The organism is Streptomyces sp. NBC_00523 (assembly GCF_036346615.1).
Lineage (GTDB): Bacteria > Actinomycetota > Actinomycetes > Streptomycetales > Streptomycetaceae > Streptomyces.
This window is the reverse complement of the sequence record NZ_CP107836.1, coordinates 3,793,142-3,809,969: the sequence shown is the minus strand read 5'-3', so window position 1 is coordinate 3,809,969 and position 16,828 is coordinate 3,793,142. Positions and strand designations below refer to the sequence as shown.

The window sequence follows — 16,828 nt, the reverse complement described above, 5'->3', positions numbered from 1 at the left end:
GTCTACTGGGCCACCGCCGGACCGCTCCGCGCCCGCGGACGCGGACTACGATGACCGGTCCGGACAACGCACCTAGGCCCTGGAGAAGGCAATGAAGATCCACGCCCGGGGCCACGGACACGTCCGCGCGACCCACGCCAAGACGCTGGAGTTCACCGGCGAGCGGGAGATCACGCCCCGGGCGACCTGCGTCGTGGGGGTGGACGCCGCCTTCGACCAGGAGGGTCTGGCCCTTCTGCGCGGCCCCGTCGCCGTCCGCCTCGCGGCCGGGCCGCACGTCGCGACCGGCACCGCCGTCGTCAACCCGCACCACGAGGTGACCGACCGCCTGGTGCTCCGGCGCAGCGACCACGCCTCACCGGACACCTTCGCCTTCCGCAGCACACTGGTGGCGAGCGACCTCGACCCGGACTTCGTGGCCGCGCTGGGAGACCCGGCGACCGAGGTGACCCTGACGCTCACCGAGTCCGGGCCGCGCCGGCCGCTGGTGCTCGTCCACCGCCGCGGCCTGCCGGAACCGGAGGGGCGCCCGGGGCTGCTGTGGCGCGCGGCGGACGCCTCGGTGGACCTGGACGGGGCGCGCGTCCCGGACGAGGCGCGCGCGGCCCTCGCGGACGGCGGGGTTCTCGCCGCCTCCGTCTCCGGCGCGCTGGAGGGCGTCTCGCAGGCGGCCCGGGCGTGGCTGGCCGATGCGGCGGCTCAGGGGGCCCGGTTCGAGGTGACGGGCGACGCGACCGGGACCGTACCAGCGCTGCTCGCGGCGGGGCTGCCGGTCGCGCCGGTGGTCCACCTGGGCCGGACCGACCGCCGGGCGCTCGCCGCCGCGCCGCAGGCGGAGCTGCTGCGGACGGCACCGGCCCCCGTGGTGTTCCGGGCGCCCGCCGCCGATCTCGCCGTGCTCGCGGAGGTGCTGGCCGGGTCCGCCGAGGACCGCCGGATCGCCGTGCCGGACGGGCATGCCGATCTCGGGCACGGGGTGAGGTGGCTGCCGCTCTCCGAGGCGGCCGGGGCCGTCGGGGGCGAGGAGGAGGGCGTGTTCGTCCTGGCGCCTCCGGAGCGCGCCGCCTGGAACGTGGACCTGCGGCCCCTGGTCCCGCTGCTGGTGGAGCAGGGAGTCACCGCGCGCACCCTCAGCACGGTGCTCCGCCCGTTCGGGATCAGCCGGCGGGACCTGTACGACGCGTTGGGGGATGCGCAGGGCTCGCGCGAGAAGAAGTAGGAGGAGGGGGAAGCGGCATCGGGGGGATGTGCCGCTTCCCCCGGTCACGGGGCCTGCCGCTCCTTGCCGCGGTCGGGGGAGGCCACGGCATGGTCCCCGGCAGGGTTCCCGTTCCCGGCCCCCCGGAGTCCGAGGGGCTCACCTTCCATCCTGCCTCGCCGGGACCCCCTCGCGGGCGGACCAAGGGCCCCGATGCGCGGGACGTTGGTCCCTGGCCCCCGGGGCCGAGGTCGCGGTCCGGGACGGAAACGGCCGATGGATCCGCGCATACGTGTGGATAGACTCGCCCGACCGCACAGGGGATCGAAACCGCAGGGGATCGAAGGGGAGTCAGGGGCCGATGGTGCAAGCGAAGAAGATAGCTCTCTACGTGATTGTCGTCTTCGTGCTCTACACGATCATCAACTCCCCCGCCCGGGCCGCGGACCTGGTGCAAGTAGGGTTCGAGGGCATCGCGGACGCCGCGCAGGGCGTCGGCGACTTCATGTCCGAGCTCGTCAACTAGGGGTACCGCGTGATCCGCCATCTGGTCCTGTTCAAGCTGAACGACGGCGTCGAGCGGGACGACCCGAGGGTCGTCGCGGGTGCGGAGGCGTTCCGGGCGCTGGAAGGGACCATCCCGGAGCTGGAGTTCTGGGAGTGCGCCTGGAACATCACCGACCGGCCGATCGCGTACGACTTCGCCATCAACTCGGCGGTCGCGGACGAGGCCGCGCTGAAGCGTTACATCGAGCACCCGGACCATCAGGCGGCCGCCGGTCAGTGGCGTGAATTCGCCACCTGGGTGATCGCCGACTACCCGTTCTGACGCCTTCGGCCCTGCGAGCCCCTCACCGCGACGGTGAGGGGCTTTTCTTTGTCCCAGGACCCGATGGACGCCCGGCGCACGTTTTAAACCCGGGCAAGGTCAACACGGCGCTATGGGGTGCTTGCACATAGTGGTCATGTCTTGTGATGCTATGACCGCTTTTGACGGACGAATTGACCGAAGTTGACCGCAAGCCGTAGTTGTTGACCGCGAAGGGGTGGCGTCATCGTGCCGGCCAGTACAGCGCCTCAAGTGCCTCCCCAGGTCCACCAGGCGGCACCGGCCGCCCCGCCCGCCGGGCCGTCGGCCCAGCCGCCGGGCCAGGTGCAGACGACGGTCCACGAGACCCCCGATGAGACGGCCGCCCCCGCCCGGTCCCGGACCGCCGACACCAGGGCACTCACCCAGGTGCTCTTCGGGCAGCTCAAGAACCTGGAGCCGGGCACCGCGGAGCACGACCGGGTGCGCACCGCGCTGATCGAGGCCAACCTCCCGCTCGTGCGGTACGCCGCCGCGCGGTTCCGCAGCCGGAACGAGCCGATGGAGGACGTCGTCCAGGTCGGCACCATCGGGCTGATCAACGCGATCGACCGCTTCGACCCCGAACGCGGCGTCCAGTTCCCGACGTTCGCGATGCCCACCGTGGTCGGCGAGATCAAGCGGTACTTCCGGGACAACGTGCGCACCGTCCACGTCCCCCGCCGGCTGCACGAGCTCTGGGTGCAGGTCACCGGCGCCACCGAGGACCTGACGACCGCGCACGGCCGCTCGCCCACCACCGCGGAGATCGCCGAGCGGCTGAAGATCTCCGAGGACGAGGTGCTGGCCTGCATCGAGGCCGGGCGCTCGTACCACGCGACCTCGCTGGAGGCGGCCCAGGAGGGCGACGGGCTCCCCGGCCTCCTCGACCGGCTCGGCTACGAGGACCCGGCCCTCGCGGGCGTCGAGCACCGGGACCTGGTCCGGCACCTCCTCGTACAACTGCCCGAGCGGGAGCAGCGGATCCTGCTGCTGCGGTACTACAGCAACCTGACGCAGTCCCAGATCAGTGCCGAACTGGGGGTCTCTCAGATGCATGTGTCAAGGCTCCTGGCCCGGAGTTTCGCCAGACTGCGATCCGCAAACAGGATCGAGGCGTAGCCGAAACGGGTAGACCGTTCCCGGGGCGTTTCCCGGGGCCCAAAAGCCCCACACCCCTTGTTAACTGCGCAGACTCCCCCTGGACTTGTCGACAAGTCACTACAGCGTGTTGCCGACATGTGACATTCTGCGGGAAGTGAGTTTGCCGCAGCCCCGCCTCCGGTATTCAGGTGGAGGCTGCGTTCCTCCGATGGTCGTGGCCACCGCGACCGTCCGCGACCTCAAGGGGGTGGCATGTCCGAAGAACAGGGCAGCTCGAAGGTGCTCACGCTCGAAAAGAGCGAGCCTGCACCCGTTGCGCTCACCAGCTCGCCGGAAGCCATCGACACCCGCACGCTCTCCCGCTCCCTGTTCCTGCGGCTCGCCGCGCTGGGCCCCGCCCCGGGTCCCGGTGGGACCGACAGCCCGGAGCGTGCCTATGTGCGGGACACACTCATCGAGCTCAACCTGCCCCTCGTGCGGTACGCGGCGGCGCGGTTCCGGAGCCGTAACGAACCGATGGAGGACATCGTCCAGGTCGGCACCATCGGCCTGATCAAGGCGATCGACCGCTTCGACTGCGAACGGGGCGTGGAGTTCCCGACGTTCGCGATGCCGACCGTCGTGGGCGAGATCAAGCGCTTCTTCCGCGACACCTCGTGGTCGGTGCGGGTGCCGCGCCGGCTCCAGGAGCTCCGGCTCGCCCTCACCCGGACCAGCGACGAGCTCGCGCAGAAGCTCGACCGCTCGCCGACCGTGCCGGAGCTGGCCCGGGCGCTCGGGGTCTCCGAGGAGGAGGTGGTCGACGGTCTGGCCGTGGGCAACGCCTACACGGCCTCGTCGCTGGACTCGCCCGCCCCCGAGGACGACGGCGGCGAGGGCTCGCTGGCCGACCGGCTGGGTTACGAGGACACGGCGCTGGAAGGCGTCGAGTACCGCGAATCGCTCAAGCCGCTGCTGGCCAAGCTCCCGCCGCGCGAGCGCCAGATCATCATGCTGCGGTTCTTCGCCAACATGACCCAGTCGCAGATCGGCGAGGAGGTGGGCATCTCGCAGATGCACGTCTCCCGTCTGCTGACGCGTACGCTCGCCCAGCTCAGGGAAGGGCTCATCGCGGACTGAGTCCGCACCCGCCTCACCACCGGCCGCCGGGGCCTCCTCGGCGGCCGGTGCGCATTCCCGTACGGCGGCGGCCGCACACCGAAGCGCCGCCCCCTCGCGAATCGGCGAGGGAGCGGCGCGAAGACGGATGCGGGCCGGGGCGCGTAACGGGTCGGTCAGCCGAGCGCGAGCCAGGCGACCGCGCCCAGCACGATGACCACCGCGACGATTCCGGCGATCAGTCCGGTCCTCGGACCGGAGGAGACGGCGGCGGGCTGCTGCGCGCGCTGCGGCTCGCCCTCATCGACGAAGGCGCGGAACATCTGGGTGCTGCCGGCCGGGTCGTGGGAGCCCTCGGGACCCTGCGGTGCGTGGGGATTGTGTGCCATGTCGCAGGACCCTAGCGAACTCGGGCGAACGGCCCAACCCCCGGGCGCCGCCCGCCGATCCGCCACCGGTGTGTCGCGTACCACATCACCCCCTCCTCTACCGCAGACACTGCGGGTTTGACCAGGACCCGGCGCAGCCTTTTGCGTTCCTTTACTCCCGCAAGCCCCTTTTCGTTTGCCTGCAGCAACCAACGGCTTCTATGGTTGCCCTAAGCAACAAGATGACCGGTGAGATTGTCTGGGGGGTCCCGTGGCCGCACGGAGTCAGTACGAAGAACTGGCCCGGCAGCTGAGCGCCATCGGAGCCGTCAAACGAGGTCTCGCCCGCATCCTGCCCGCCGAGTGCCCCGGTGGATCCGCCGCCGTGCTGACTCTGCTGAGCCGGCACGGGGAGATGCGGATCAGCCGGCTGGCCGAGCTCCTCGCGGTCGACATGTCGGTGACCAGCCGGCACGTCGCCCACGTGGCGGAACGGGGCTGGATCGAACGGTTCCCGGACCCGGCGGACAAGCGCTCCCGCATCCTGCGGCTGACCCCCGCGGGCGAAGGGGTGCTGGAGGACCTCTACCGCCGGTCGACCGAGATGTTCGCCTGCCATCTTCAGGATTGGTCCGACGACGAGGTCGGACAGCTCAACACGTTGCTGGCCCGGCTGCGCGACAGCTTCTCCTGTCGCGGCACCGGAGGGTGCGCCCCCGGAAAGCACAGCGGCGACTGCCGCTCGCGCCGGGCCGACAGCCACGACGGCTCGTACACCCGTACACCCGCGTAACAGAAGCAAAGACAAGGACTTACATGGCTACGACCACACCAACCGGTGTGCGGGGCGGCCACGCCAAGCACGGGGGCCACGACGCCTCCGACGGCACGCCGATGTCACACCGGCAGATCATGGAGGCACTTGCCGGGCTGCTGCTCGGCATGTTCGTCGCGATACTGTCGTCCACCGTCGTCTCCAACGCCCTGCCGGAGATCATCTCCGACCTGGGCGGCGGGCAGAGCGCCTACACCTGGGTCGTCACCGCCTCGCTGCTGGCGATGACCGCGACCACCCCCCTGTGGGGCAAGCTCTCCGACCTGTTCAGCAAGAAGCTGCTGGTCCAGATAGCCCTGATCATCTATGTCGCGGGTTCGGTCGTCGCCGGGCTCTCGACCAGCTCGGGCATGCTGATCGCCTGCCGTGTGGTGCAGGGCATCGGCGTCGGCGGTCTGTCCGCCCTCGCCCAGATCGTCATGGCCGCCATGATCGCCCCGCGCGAGCGCGGCCGTTACAGCGGCTACATCGGCGCGGTCTTCGCCGTCGCCACCGTCGGCGGCCCGCTGCTCGGCGGCGTCATCACCGACACCAGCTGGATGGGCTGGCGCTGGTGCTTCTACGTGGGTGTGCCGTTCGCGGTCATCGCTCTGATCGTGCTCCAGAAGACCCTGAAGCTCCCGGTCGTCAAGCGCGAGGTCAAGGTCGACTGGACCGGCGCCTTCTTCATCAGCGCCGCCGTCTCGCTGCTGCTCCTCTGGGTGACCTTCGCGGGCGACAAGTACGACTGGATGTCCTGGCAGACCGGCGTGATGCTCGCGGGCTCCGTGGTCCTCGCGCTGCTCTTCGTCTTCACCGAGTCCCGCGCCAGCGAGCCGATCATCCCGCTGCGGCTCTTCCGCAACCGGACCATCACGCTCGCCTCGCTCGCCTCGCTGTTCGTCGGTGTCGCGATGTTCGCGGGCACCGTCTTCTTCAGCCAGTACTTCCAGCTGGCGCGCGACAAGTCGCCGACGATGTCCGGTGTCATGACGATCCCGATGATCGGCGGGCTGTTCCTCTCCTCGACCATCTCCGGCCAGGTCATCACCCGCACCGGGCGCTGGAAGGCCTGGCTGGTCAGCGGTGGCTTCCTGGTCACCGCCGGTCTCGGCCTCCTCGGCACGATCCGCTACGACACGACGTACTGGCACATCGCGATCTTCATGTTCGTGATGGGTCTCGGCATCGGCATGATGATGCAGAACCTGGTGCTCGCCACGCAGAACCAGGTGGACCCGAAGGACCTCGGTTCGGCCAGCTCCGTCGTCACCTTCTTCCGTTCCCTCGGTGGTGCGATCGGCGTCTCGGCGCTGGGCGCCGTCATGGCGAACCGCGTCACCCATTACGTGAAGGACGGCCTGGCGGACCTCGGCCCGCAGGGTGCGGCCCTGGGCCACGGCGGCACCGGCGGCGGGGGCATCCCCGACCTGGACAAGCTGCCCGCCCCGTTCCGTACGGTCATGGAGGCCGCCTACGGTCACGGCGTCGGTGACGTCTTCCTGTACGCCGCTCCGGCCGCGCTGCTCGCCTTCCTGATCACGCTGTTCATCAAGGAGGTCGCGCTCAAGTCCCGGGCCGGCAACGACGCCCCGGCGCAGGCCGACGCGCCCGCCGAGGCCCCCGCCGACACCGTCACCGAGGCGGTCGCCGAGGGCGCCGCCGGAGTCACCGCCGTCGACACCACCGAGGTGGCTCCCGCCGACGAGGCCGAGGCCCCCGTGGACTTCGGCAAGGGCGGCACCCCCGTCCGCGGTGTGGTCCGGGGCGCCGAGGGCGCGCCCGTGGCCCGGGCGGCCGTCACGCTGATCTCGCTCGGCGGCCGGCAGCTGGGCATCGCCGCGGCGCAGGCCGACGGGAGCTACGCGCTGGCCGCCCCGGGCGCCGGTTCGTACGTCCTGATCGCGTCCGCCGACGGATTCCAGCCGCAGGCGTCCACCGTGGTCGTCGGCGACGAGCCGCTGGCGTACGACATCCTCCTCGCGGGGACGAGCGGCCTGGCCGGCACCGTGCGTGCCGCCGAGACCGGTACCCCGGTCGCGGACGCCATGGTCATCGTGACCGATGTCCGCGGCGACGTCCTGGCCACCGGCAAGTCCGCCGAGACGGGCGACTTCGCCTTCGGCGAGCTCGTCCCCGGCGCGGTGACCGTCGCGGTCAACGCGGCCGGCTTCCGCCCGCTGGCCCTGCCGGTCGAGATCGGCGGCCAGGGGGTCACCCGGGCCGACGTCGCGCTCCGGGCCGGTGCGCTGGTCCAGGGAGTCGTGCGGGCCGGTGCGAGCCGCCGCCCGCTGCCCGACGCCCGGGTCACGCTGGTCGACGCGGCCGGCAACGTGATCGCCAACTCGACCACCGGGGAGGACGGGGCGTACGCCTTCGCCGACCTGGACGCGGGCGAGTACACGGTCATCGCGACCGGCTACCCGCCGGTGGCCGGTGCCCTGACGGTGGCCGGTCACGGGGTCGACGGCCACGACATCGAGCTCGTCCACCCGGGCGAGTAACCCGACGGGTACGGGGGTAGAACCCCGGCCCGCATCAGAACCCCTGGCGGGGGCGGCGCTTTTCGAGCGGAGGCGCCGCACCGGCCGGTGGAAATGGGCCCCGGCGGCGGGGACGGCAGGCAGGGGACGGCCTGCCGTCCCCGCCCCGGGGCCCGACTCATTGAATGACCCGGTCCGGTGGACGGACGACGGGTCATGAGCAAGGAGAGAGAACGGGATGGGACTTCGCGCACAGGTACGGACGCGGGACGGCTGGGCCGTGCAGCACGCGGTCGTGACGGTCACCGACATGACCGGCACCCAGGTGCTGCGCGCCGCCGCCGACGAGGCCGGAGCGGTACGGGCCGACACCCCGCTGTCCGCGGGCGCGTACACGGTGATCGTCACGGCGGTCGGGTACGCCCCCGCCGCCTCCACCGCCCTCGTCACGGCGAGCGGCACGGTCGAGGCGGGCACGGTGGTGCTCAACCGCCAGGGCGGTGTGGAGCTGCCGCCGCCGGGCGCCTGGTCGCTGGACCCGGCGCACTCCTCGGTGGGCGCGGTCGCCCAGCACCTGGGGATCTCCAGCGTGCACGGCCGGTTCACCGCGTTCGGCGGGCGCATCGAGATCTCCGAGGACGTCCAGAGCTCCCGGGTCGAGGCGGTCATCGACGCGTCGAGCATCGACACCGGCAACGGCATGCGGGACAAGCACCTGCGCTCCCCCGACTTCCTGGACACCGACCGGTTCCCGGAGATCACCTACCGCTCCAGCGGGCTGACCCCGGCCGGGCCCGACCGCTGGACCGTGCACGGCGAGCTGACGATGCGCGGTGTGAAGCGGCCCGTCGACCTCGACCTGAGCTACCTCGGCACCGGCCCCGACCCGTGGGGCGGGGTGCGCGCTGCGTTCAGCGCGACCGCCGAACTGCGCCGCGAGGACTTCGCCATGAACTACAACCAGGTGGTCCAGGCGGGCATCGCGGCGATCGGCACCACGCTCCGCGTCGAGCTCGACATCCAGGCCGTGCAGGGCGATTCCCTGCCCGCCGTCTGACAGCCCTCCGTCGTAGGGTCGGTTCCATGGCACCCAACATCGCAACGAACACCGCCGTGGAACTCGACGCCCTGCTGGAGTTCGTACGGCCCCGGCACCGGGCGATCCTGCTGACCACCCGGGCCGACGGCCGCCCCCAGGGCTCCCCGCTCACCTGCGGCGTCGACGACGCGGGCCGGATCGTGGTCTCCACGTACCCCGAGCGCGCCAAGACCCGGAACGCCAAGCGCGACGCACGGGTCAGCGTGATCGTCCTGTCCGACGACTGGAACGGGCCCTGGGTCCAGATCGACGGCTCGGCGGAGGTCATCGACACGCCGGACTCGGTCGAACCGCTGGTCGAGTACTTCCGGAACATCTCCGGCGAGCACCCGGACTGGGACGAGTACCGGGCGGCGATGGTGAAGCAGGGCAAATCGATCATCCGGATCACCCCGGAGCGCTGGGGCCCCGTCGCCACCGGCGGCTTCCCGGCCCACCTCGCCCCGTGATCTCCCCCGCCCTGCTCGACCGGGCCCGGATCGTCGCCGGGCCCGAGGTCGGCGAGACCGCCGTGCGCGGGCTGGCGGCGGCCACCGGGCGCCCCGTCGAACGCGGCCCCGTCGAGGGCCCCTTCGTGTACGTGGGTGCCGCGCTGCCCGACGCGGTGCGCGGGGCGGACCTGATCTGGTTCCACAGCGTCAACGCGGGCACGGACGCCCTGCTGCGCACCGGGCCCTGGCCGGACGGCGTGCTGCTGACCCGGACCGTCGGCCGCATGAGCGAGCGGATCGCGCAGTACGTGCTGGGCTGGGTGCTCGCGGAGTGCCAGTCCGTCCCGGAGTTCGCCGCCCAGCACGCCCGCGCCGAGTGGCGCCGCATCGACTCCGAACTCGTCGCCGGACAAACCGCCGTGGTGCACGGAATCGGCCGCATCGGCTCCGCCGTCGCCACGCTGCTGCGGGCCTGCTCCATCCGGACCGTGGCCGCCGCCCGCACCCCGCGCCCGGTGCCGCCCGGCTTCGACGCGGTGGTCCCGGCGGACGAACCGGTGGCCGCCCGCTGGGTGGTCGCCGCGCTCCCGCTGACCGGAGCGACCGCGGGCTATTTCGGGGCGGACCGGTTCGCGGCGATGGGCGGGGCGACGTTCCTCAATGTGGGGCGGGGGGCGACGGTTGATCTGGGAGCGCTGGAGGGGGCGTTGCGCTCCGGGGCGGTGGGGCGGGCGGTGCTCGATGTGCTGGCCGACGAGCCCGCGGCGCCCGGGGACGCGTGCTGGCGGCTGCCGCGTACGGTCGTCACCTCGCACTCGGCGGGGATCACGGCGGACGAGGACATCGTCACGGACTTCGCGGCGTGCCTGCGGGAGGTGGCGGAGGCTCGGGTTCCGGCGCTCGGGGTGGACACGGGGCGCGGCTACTGAGCCCTGAGCGGGTGCGCTCCCGCACCTACTGAGCCCTCAACGGGCGCGCTCCCGCATCGCGTCGATCCCCGCGATCAGCAGGTCCAGCGCGAAGGCGAAGTCGCGCTCGCGGATCTCCTCCACGGTGGCCCCGCCGCGCGCCGCCAGCAGGCCCGGCGAGTCCTCCATGAAGCCGTCGAGCCGGGGCTGCTCCTGGATCGCCGCCCTCGCCTGCCGGACGTACTCGTCCTGGCTGAGCCCCGCCTCCGCGCTGCGCCGCGCGAACCGGCCCTCGGCCGTGCCGAATCCGTACACGAACTGGAAGACCGCCGCCAGCGCCCCGCCGTGGCTCTCCGGGGGCAGGCCGGTCGCCCGGATGACGTCCTGCACGGTGCGGGTCACCAGGAGCGCGTGCGGGCCCAGGTTGAGGAAGCGGCCCGCGAGCGGCGAAACCCAGACGTGCCGCACCAGCAGCCCCCGGTACGCCGCCGCGACCGCGCGCAGCCGGTCCTGCCAGGGGGCGTCGGCGGGCGGCGGCGCGATCTCGCTGTAGACCGCGTCGAGGGCCAGTTCCAGCAGGTCGTCCTTGGTGTCCACGTACCAGTACAGGGACATGGCCGTCACGTTCAGCTCGGCGGCCAGCCGGCGCATGGAGAACTTCGCCAGGCCCTCGGCGTCCAGCAGCCGGACCGAGGCCGCGGTGATCCGCTCCCGGTCGAGCCCGGCCGGCTGGTCCGCCCGGCGGGAGCGCGCGGGCTGCCGGGTCTCCAGCCACACGCTGGACCGGACAGGGTTCTTCACGCGGTCGGCCGCGGACACCATGGCGCACTCCCTCGTCTCGCCGGCGGGACGGACGGACCGGCCGCGTACCGCCTGCCCACGAAACGGAGGCTTACGGTCCGGCAGGTCCCGCCCGATGCTATGCCGCGGTCGCGGTCGGGCGGCGCGGGATCGCGGTGGGTGGGGCGTACAAGTGTCTTCTCGTGGGTACGGTGCCCGTCGCCACATCGGATACGACCTGCCCCGGAAGCTGGAGTGATATGTCACTGCGTCGTCGTACGGTGGAAGTCCTGGTGGCCGCAGGGTTGTTGGGGGCTGCGCTCGCGCCTCCCGCGACGGCGGCGGGGCACGGGCGGGCGCCCGGGCAGTCGGTCCCGCTGCGCGTCGCCACGTACAACATCCATGCCGGGGCCGGCATGGACAACGTCTTCGATCTCGACCGGCAGGTGGCCGCGCTGCGCGCCCTGGACGCGGATGTGATCGGGCTCCAGGAGGTGGACGTCCGCTGGGGCGACCGGAGCGAGTGGCGGGACCTGGCGGCGGAGCTGGGCAGGCGGCTGCGGATGCATGTCTCCTTCGCACCGATCTACAGCCTCGGCCCGGTGGAGGAGGGCGGTCCCCGGCGGGAGTTCGGCGTCGCCGTGCTGTCCCGGTACCGGATCGTGAGCGCCGAGAACCACGATCTGACCCGGCTCTCCACGCAGGACCCGAACCCGGTCCCGGCGCCCGCGCCCGGCTTCGGCGAAGTGGTGCTGAAGGTGCGCGGGCTGCCCGTCCATGTGTACGCGACGCATCTCGACTACCGGGCCGACCCGTCCGTCCGGGTCGCCCAGGTCGCGGACACCCGGCGGATCATGGCGGAGGACCAGGCGCACGAGCGGCGGCCGGTGCGGCAGATCCTGCTCGGCGACTTCAACGCGCCGCCCACCGCTCCGGAGCTGGCGCCGCTGTGGAAGGAGCTCACCGACATCGAGCCCGGCGGGCCGACGTACCCGGCGCTGAATCCGGTGCAGCGGATCGACTACGTGGCGGTTTCGAAGGACACCGTTCGGGTACGCGGCGCGGCGGTGGCCGAGGAGACGATCGCCTCGGACCACCGCCCTGTCGTGGCCGATCTGTTGCTGCGGAGGTGAGTTCTGCGGTTCAGCTGTCCGTCGTCGGCTGTCGTCGTCAGCTGTCCGTCGTCGGCTGGGTGAGGTCGTAGAAGGTGGCGCTGCCCGCCGTCACCTCCTTGAAGTTCTTCTCCACCCAGGAGGAGATCTGCGAGGCTGTGCCGCTTCCGCTGCCGCCCATGCCGCCGCCCATGCCGCCGCCCGAGACGAAGTAGTGGATGCGGCCGTCCTCGACGTACTTCTTGAACTGCGCGAGTGTCGGGGACGGGTCGCTTCCGTTGAAGCCGCCGATGGCCATGACGGGGTCCTCGGTCGCGAGTTGGTAGCTCGCGGCGTTCTGGGAGCCGATGGCCGCTGCGGCCCAGGTGTAGTCGTCGGCGTTCTTCTCCAGGAGCGCCTTGGCCTCGGAGCCGACGGACGCGCCGTTGAGGAGGCCGCCCATGCCACCGGCTCCGCCGCGTTCGCCCATGGTGGGCGGGGTGGAGCCTCGGCCGTTCTGGCCGTTGCCCCGGGCCTGGTTGCCCTGGTTCTGGCTCGTTCCCTGGCCGGGCGGGGTGCCGGTGGGGGGCTGGCCCATGCCGGTGCCCTGCTGGTTCGTGCCGCCCTGGCCCGGGGGCATCCCGCCGCCGCCACCCGGGCCGCCACCTCGGCCGCCGCCACCGCCGCCGGGGCCGCCGCCCATGCCGCCCAAGGACGGGCCTGCGGTGACGATGGAGCCCTGGTGGCCCGTGTTCAGGGTGCTCACGGTGTACGCGGCCGGTCCGGCGAGCGACGCGGCGAAGCCCAGGACGACCGCGACGAGGGCCAGTTGGCGGCCGAGCCGGGCCGCGAGCAGCAGGCCCACCGCCGCCACGAGCCCGGTGACGAGCACCGCCGTCCGCAGCCACGGCAGGTAGTCCGGGGTGCGGCCGAGGAGCACGTACGCCCAGTACGCCGTCAGCGCGACGGTCGCGGCCAGCGCGGCGCCCGCCCACCAGCGGGCCCGCTCCTCCCACAGGACCGTGACGCCCATGCCGATCAGCGCGGCCAGATAGGGGGCCAGGGCCACCGTGTAGTACTGGTGGAAGATCCCGGCCATGAAGCTGAACACGGCGGCCGTCATCAGCAGCGAACTGCCCCACACGAGGAACGCGGCCCGCGCGGTGTCGGTGCTCCCCCAGCGCTTAATGCCTGGGAGGTGCCCCCCTGCACGCCAGGTCAGCCAGATTCCGGCGACGAGCAGGATCAGGGCGGCGGGCAGCAGCCAGGAGATCTGGGCGCCCACCTCGGAGTTGAACATCCGGCCGATGCCGGTCTCGCCCCACTGACCGCCGCCGCCCCGGCCGCCTCCGCCGCCTACGCTGCCGGTCTCCTCGCCGTTGATCCGGCCGAGCCCGTTGTAGCCGAAGGTCAGCTCAAGGAACGAGTTGTTCTGCGAACCGCCGATGTACGGGCGTGAGGAGGCGGGCCACAGTTCGACGGCCGCCACCCACCAGCCGCCCGCGACGACCATGGCGAGCGCCGAGAGGCCGAGCTGCCCGAACCTCTTCCGTACGGAGACCGGCGCGAACACCGCGTACAGCACGGCCAGCGGCGGGAGGATCAGGAACGCCTGGAGGGTCTTCGACAGGAACGCGGCCCCCACCGCGACGCCCGCCCACACCAGCCACTTCGTACGGCCCTTCTCCATCGCGCGCAGCACGCAGTAGACGGTGACCGTCATCAGCAGCGCCAGCAGCGCGTCCGGGTTGTTGAAGCGGAACATCAGCGCGGCGACGGGCGTCAGCGCGAACACCGCCATGGTGATGAGCCCGGCGGCGGCACTGAACCGGCGGCGCACGGCCGCGTACAGCACCCCGGCCGTCGCGGCGGCCATCACCACCTGCGGGGCGAGGATCGCCCAGGAGCTGAGGCCGAAGACCCGCACCGACAGGGCCATGGGCCACAGGGTGGCCGGCGGCTTGTCGACGGTGATGGCGTTGGCCGCGTCGAGCGAGCCGAAGAAGAACGCCTTCCAGCTGCGGCTTCCGGCCTGCACGGCGGCGGAGTAGAAGGAGTTGGCGTAGCCGGAGGCGCTGAGGTTCCAGAAGTACGCCAGCGTGATGACGAGCAGCAGGGCCAGGAAGGCGGGGCGCACCCAGGGCGCGTCCTCGGACCGGCCGCGCCAGATCCGGCGGGGTAGTGAGGCACCGGGCCGTGCGTGCCCCGGGGGCGTGTCCGGCCGGGCGGCCGGAGCGTAGGCGGGGTCGAGCGTGGTCATCGGACGTTCCTCGGGTCGGGGACGGTTTCGGCGGTGGGGTGTGCGGGAACGGCGGCGGGGTGCGTGGCGGGGTGCACCGGGTTTCCCGGGCCTGCGGCCGGGAAGGGCGCGGCCGGTGCGGCAGCCGTCACCGGGTTTCCCCGCTCCCGGTCCGGGAAGACCCACGCGCGGAAGAGCAGGAAGCGCAGCACCGTCGCCGCGAGGTTCGCCGCGATGAGCACCGCGAGTTCGGTGCTGTGGGAGGGCGAGCCGGAGGCCGCGCCCAGGGCCGCCAGCGAACCGCTGGTCAGGGCGAGCCCGATGGCGAAGACCACGAGGCCCTGCGCCTGGTGGCGGACCGCGCCGCCCCGGCCACGTACCCCGAAGGTGAGCCTCCGGTTGGCGGCGGTGTTCGCGACGGCCGAGACGAGCAGCGCGGCCCCGTTGGCGAGCTGGGGACCGGCGCCGAGCCGGAAGAGGGAGTACAGCGCCAGGTAGAACAGCGTGGACAGGGCGCCCACGACGCAGAACCCGACGAGCTGACGGGCCAGCCCGCCCGGCACCCCGCCGATCGCCCGGTCGCGCGGATCGTCCCCGAAGGGCCGCGCCAGCCGGTCCAGCGGCAGCGCGCCGACGGCCAGCGCCCGCCCCACCCGCCACACGCCCTTCAGGTCATCGGTGGCGGTCCGGACGATGTGGACCGTGGAGTCGGGGTCGTCCACCCAGTCGACGGGCACCTCGTGGATGCGCAGCCCGGCCCGCTCTGCGAGCACCAGCATCTCGGTGTCGAAGAACCAGCCGGTGTCCTCCACCATCGGCAGCAGCCGCTGCGCGACCTCCCGCCGGATCGCCTTGAACCCGCACTGCGCGTCACTGAACCGCGCGGACAGCGACGAACGCAGGATGATGTTGTACGCCCGCGAGATGAACTCCCGCTTCGTCCCCCGCACCACCCGCGAACTGCGCGCGAGCCGCGATCCGATGGCGAGGTCGGAGTGCCCGGAGATCAGCGGCGCCACCAGCGGGAGCAGTGCGTTGAGGTCGGTGGACAGATCGACGTCCATATACGCGAGGACCGGCGCGTCCGAGTGGGTCCAGACGGTACGCAGCGCCCTTCCGCGCCCCTTCTCCTCCAGCCGGAAGGACCGCACCCCCGGCAGCGACCGCGCCAGCCGCTCCGCCACCTCGGGCGTCCGGTCGGTGCTGGCGTTGTCGGCGACGGTGATCCGGAAGGCGTACGGGAAGGTGTGGGCCAGGTGCTCGTGCAGCCGCAGCACGCACGGTTCGAGGTCCTTCTCCTCGTTGTAGACGGGTACCACCACATCGAGCACGGGCACACCCGCCGCACCGCCCACTCCGGCGAGGAGGTGGTCCCGGGCCGGCAAGGTGCTCCAAGGAGTCTCTGTTCGCATGCCATCGACAGTCGCCAACCCCGCTGTCACGGCCATGTGCTGAGGCTGTGGCCCAGATGTGAGTGCCCCCGGTTCCCGCCCTCAGAGCTCGGCGTCGCCCCACTCCGTGACGGCCACCTCGTCGCCGGCCGACAGCTTCCCCGGCGCGACCACGGAGAACTTGGCGCCGAACACGACGCCCCCGCTCGCCGCCCGCCGGTATCCGGCGAGGGTGCGCAAGGGCTCCGGGCCCCGCCGCACGCCGGCCTCCTGCGCGACCAGGGTGACGGCACAGCGCACGGCGAGCTTCGCGTAACCCAGCTCGGCGTCACCGATGCTGACGCGGCGCGCCCGGTCCTCGGCGTGCGGTTCGCCCGCCCAGCCGCCGTCGACCACGATGTTCGGGCGGAACCGGTCCATCGGCAGCGGCGGGGCGCCCCGCTCGGCCATCCGCCGGTTGAGGAGGTCGAGGGAGGCGACGGACAGCAGGTGCACGGCGCTGCTGTCGGCGTAGCCGGACGGGCCGGAGACCAGGCCCTCGGCGATCCGGTCGTGCTCCGGCGGCACGCGGACGAGACGGCTGGGGGTGCCGAGGACGTCGGAGAGCCAGGCGGCGACGTCTTCCCCCTGATCGATGCCTTGGAACATCGCGCCGAACAGATCAACGTCCCGGCGGGGCGCGGACATCGTCACGTCGAGGCCCACTGTGCCGTGACCGTCCGTACCAAGGACGAGGCGGGCACCGTCGGCGCTGACAGTGGGCCGGATCAGGGCGAGACGGGGATGGCGGCGCTGGGTGCGGAAGACCCCGTCCTCGCTGATGACCATGAAGCTGCGGTCATGCGCGAGACCCGCGGGTGTCAGGACCGCCTCGCTCATCGATGTACCCGCGCATCCCTTGACGGGAAAACAGACGAGATCCACCACCCTGGCCACGCGCCCCCCTCGGGTCCACGACCACTATCCGGTCTTCGCTC

The 16,828-nt window shown here is 72.2% G+C and carries 16 protein-coding genes; 11 read left to right on the top strand and 5 right to left on the bottom strand.

Features of this window, described 5'->3' with window-relative positions:
- Positions 1–91 precede the first annotated feature (91 nt).
- From OHS17_RS17230 to OHS17_RS17210, 5 genes are all read left to right on the top strand, one after another.
- Complete coding sequence (locus OHS17_RS17230) at positions 92–1,219, top strand: DUF371 domain-containing protein (RefSeq protein WP_330312889.1); 1,128 nt, start codon at positions 92–94, stop codon at positions 1,217–1,219.
- 340 nt (positions 1,220–1,559) lie between these two features.
- A complete protein-coding gene (locus OHS17_RS17225) occupies positions 1,560–1,724 on the top strand; it encodes a hypothetical protein (RefSeq protein WP_018101786.1) in 165 nt (54 codons plus the stop codon).
- A gap of 9 nt (positions 1,725–1,733) precedes the next feature.
- The gene (locus tag OHS17_RS17220) at positions 1,734–2,027 is read left to right on the top strand and encodes a Dabb family protein (RefSeq protein WP_018101787.1); all 294 of its coding nucleotides are present in this window, start codon (positions 1,734–1,736) and stop codon (positions 2,025–2,027) included.
- Between the two features lie 228 nt (positions 2,028–2,255).
- Positions 2,256–3,167: an RNA polymerase sigma factor SigF gene (locus OHS17_RS17215; protein WP_026171347.1), complete on the top strand. Its 912-nt coding sequence runs from the start codon at positions 2,256–2,258 to the stop codon at positions 3,165–3,167.
- A gap of 234 nt (positions 3,168–3,401) precedes the next feature.
- Positions 3,402–4,268, top strand: a complete 867-nt coding sequence (locus OHS17_RS17210) for an RNA polymerase sigma factor SigF (protein WP_018101789.1) — start codon at positions 3,402–3,404, stop codon at positions 4,266–4,268.
- 155 nt (positions 4,269–4,423) lie between these two features.
- On the opposite strand, the gene OHS17_RS17205 is transcribed toward OHS17_RS17210, so the two are convergent.
- On the bottom strand, positions 4,424–4,636 hold the full coding sequence (locus OHS17_RS17205; protein WP_330312888.1) for a hypothetical protein: 213 nt from the start codon (positions 4,634–4,636) through the stop codon (positions 4,424–4,426).
- A gap of 250 nt (positions 4,637–4,886) precedes the next feature.
- Between OHS17_RS17205 and OHS17_RS17200 the strand changes: the two genes are divergently transcribed.
- From OHS17_RS17200 to OHS17_RS17180, 5 genes are all read left to right on the top strand, one after another.
- The gene (locus OHS17_RS17200; RefSeq protein WP_330312887.1) at positions 4,887–5,408 is read left to right on the top strand and encodes a MarR family winged helix-turn-helix transcriptional regulator; all 522 of its coding nucleotides are present in this window, start codon (positions 4,887–4,889) and stop codon (positions 5,406–5,408) included.
- 23 nt (positions 5,409–5,431) lie between these two features.
- A complete protein-coding gene (locus OHS17_RS17195; protein WP_330312886.1) occupies positions 5,432–7,933 on the top strand; it encodes an MFS transporter in 2,502 nt (833 codons plus the stop codon).
- A gap of 217 nt (positions 7,934–8,150) precedes the next feature.
- A complete protein-coding gene (locus OHS17_RS17190) occupies positions 8,151–8,969 on the top strand; it encodes a YceI family protein (protein ID WP_330312885.1) in 819 nt (272 codons plus the stop codon).
- A gap of 26 nt (positions 8,970–8,995) precedes the next feature.
- Complete coding sequence (locus OHS17_RS17185; RefSeq protein ID WP_330312884.1) at positions 8,996–9,460, top strand: PPOX class F420-dependent oxidoreductase; 465 nt, start codon at positions 8,996–8,998, stop codon at positions 9,458–9,460.
- Positions 9,457–10,371 carry an NAD(P)-dependent oxidoreductase gene (locus tag OHS17_RS17180; protein ID WP_330312883.1) on the top strand — a complete coding sequence of 305 codons (915 nt, stop codon included), beginning with the start codon at positions 9,457–9,459 and terminating at the stop codon, positions 10,369–10,371. Before OHS17_RS17185 ends, OHS17_RS17180 begins: the two co-directional genes overlap by 4 nt.
- Positions 10,372–10,407: 36 nt before the next feature.
- Here OHS17_RS17180 and OHS17_RS17175 read toward each other — a convergent pair whose 3' ends face one another.
- Entirely contained in the window at positions 10,408–11,172 is a 765-nt protein-coding gene (locus tag OHS17_RS17175) for a TetR/AcrR family transcriptional regulator (RefSeq protein ID WP_330312882.1), read from the bottom strand.
- 218 nt (positions 11,173–11,390) lie between these two features.
- Between OHS17_RS17175 and OHS17_RS17170 the strand changes: the two genes are divergently transcribed.
- Positions 11,391–12,263: an endonuclease/exonuclease/phosphatase family protein gene (locus tag OHS17_RS17170; protein ID WP_330312881.1), complete on the top strand. Its 873-nt coding sequence runs from the start codon at positions 11,391–11,393 to the stop codon at positions 12,261–12,263.
- A 37-nt stretch (positions 12,264–12,300) separates the two neighbouring features.
- Here OHS17_RS17170 and OHS17_RS17165 read toward each other — a convergent pair whose 3' ends face one another.
- The 3 genes from OHS17_RS17165 to OHS17_RS17155 form a co-directional block, all read right to left on the bottom strand.
- Positions 12,301–14,481 (bottom strand): ArnT family glycosyltransferase, encoded by a 2,181-nt coding sequence (locus tag OHS17_RS17165; RefSeq protein WP_330312880.1) that lies wholly within the window; start codon positions 14,479–14,481, stop codon positions 12,301–12,303.
- Positions 14,478–15,872 carry a bifunctional glycosyltransferase family 2/GtrA family protein gene (locus OHS17_RS17160; protein ID WP_330312879.1) on the bottom strand — a complete coding sequence of 465 codons (1,395 nt, stop codon included), beginning with the start codon at positions 15,870–15,872 and terminating at the stop codon, positions 14,478–14,480. The genes OHS17_RS17165 and OHS17_RS17160 overlap by 4 nt, the downstream gene beginning before the upstream one ends.
- Before the next feature lie 81 nt (positions 15,873–15,953).
- Complete coding sequence (locus tag OHS17_RS17155; protein ID WP_330312878.1) at positions 15,954–16,787, bottom strand: MOSC domain-containing protein; 834 nt, start codon at positions 16,785–16,787, stop codon at positions 15,954–15,956.
- Positions 16,788–16,828 lie beyond the last annotated feature (41 nt).

Bases quoted from the DNA above. Each gene is read 5' to 3' on its own strand.
- OHS17_RS17210 (WP_018101789.1), top strand. From the start codon at position 3,402: ATGTCCGAAGAACAGGGCAGCTCGAAGGTGCTCACGCTCGAAAAGAGC.
- OHS17_RS17205 (WP_330312888.1), bottom strand. From the start codon at position 4,636: ATGGCACACAATCCCCACGCACCGCAGGGTCCCGAGGGCTCCCACGAC.
- OHS17_RS17170 (WP_330312881.1), top strand. From the start codon at position 11,391: ATGTCACTGCGTCGTCGTACGGTGGAAGTCCTGGTGGCCGCAGGGTTG.
- OHS17_RS17230 (WP_330312889.1), top strand. From the start codon at position 92: ATGAAGATCCACGCCCGGGGCCACGGACACGTCCGCGCGACCCACGCC.
- OHS17_RS17190 (WP_330312885.1), top strand. From the start codon at position 8,151: ATGGGACTTCGCGCACAGGTACGGACGCGGGACGGCTGGGCCGTGCAG.
- OHS17_RS17160 (WP_330312879.1), bottom strand. From the start codon at position 15,872: ATGCGAACAGAGACTCCTTGGAGCACCTTGCCGGCCCGGGACCACCTC.
- OHS17_RS17185 (WP_330312884.1), top strand. From the start codon at position 8,996: ATGGCACCCAACATCGCAACGAACACCGCCGTGGAACTCGACGCCCTG.
- OHS17_RS17165 (WP_330312880.1), bottom strand. From the start codon at position 14,481: ATGACCACGCTCGACCCCGCCTACGCTCCGGCCGCCCGGCCGGACACG.
- OHS17_RS17175 (WP_330312882.1), bottom strand. From the start codon at position 11,172: ATGGTGTCCGCGGCCGACCGCGTGAAGAACCCTGTCCGGTCCAGCGTG.
- OHS17_RS17195 (WP_330312886.1), top strand. From the start codon at position 5,432: ATGGCTACGACCACACCAACCGGTGTGCGGGGCGGCCACGCCAAGCAC.
- OHS17_RS17225 (WP_018101786.1), top strand. From the start codon at position 1,560: ATGGTGCAAGCGAAGAAGATAGCTCTCTACGTGATTGTCGTCTTCGTG.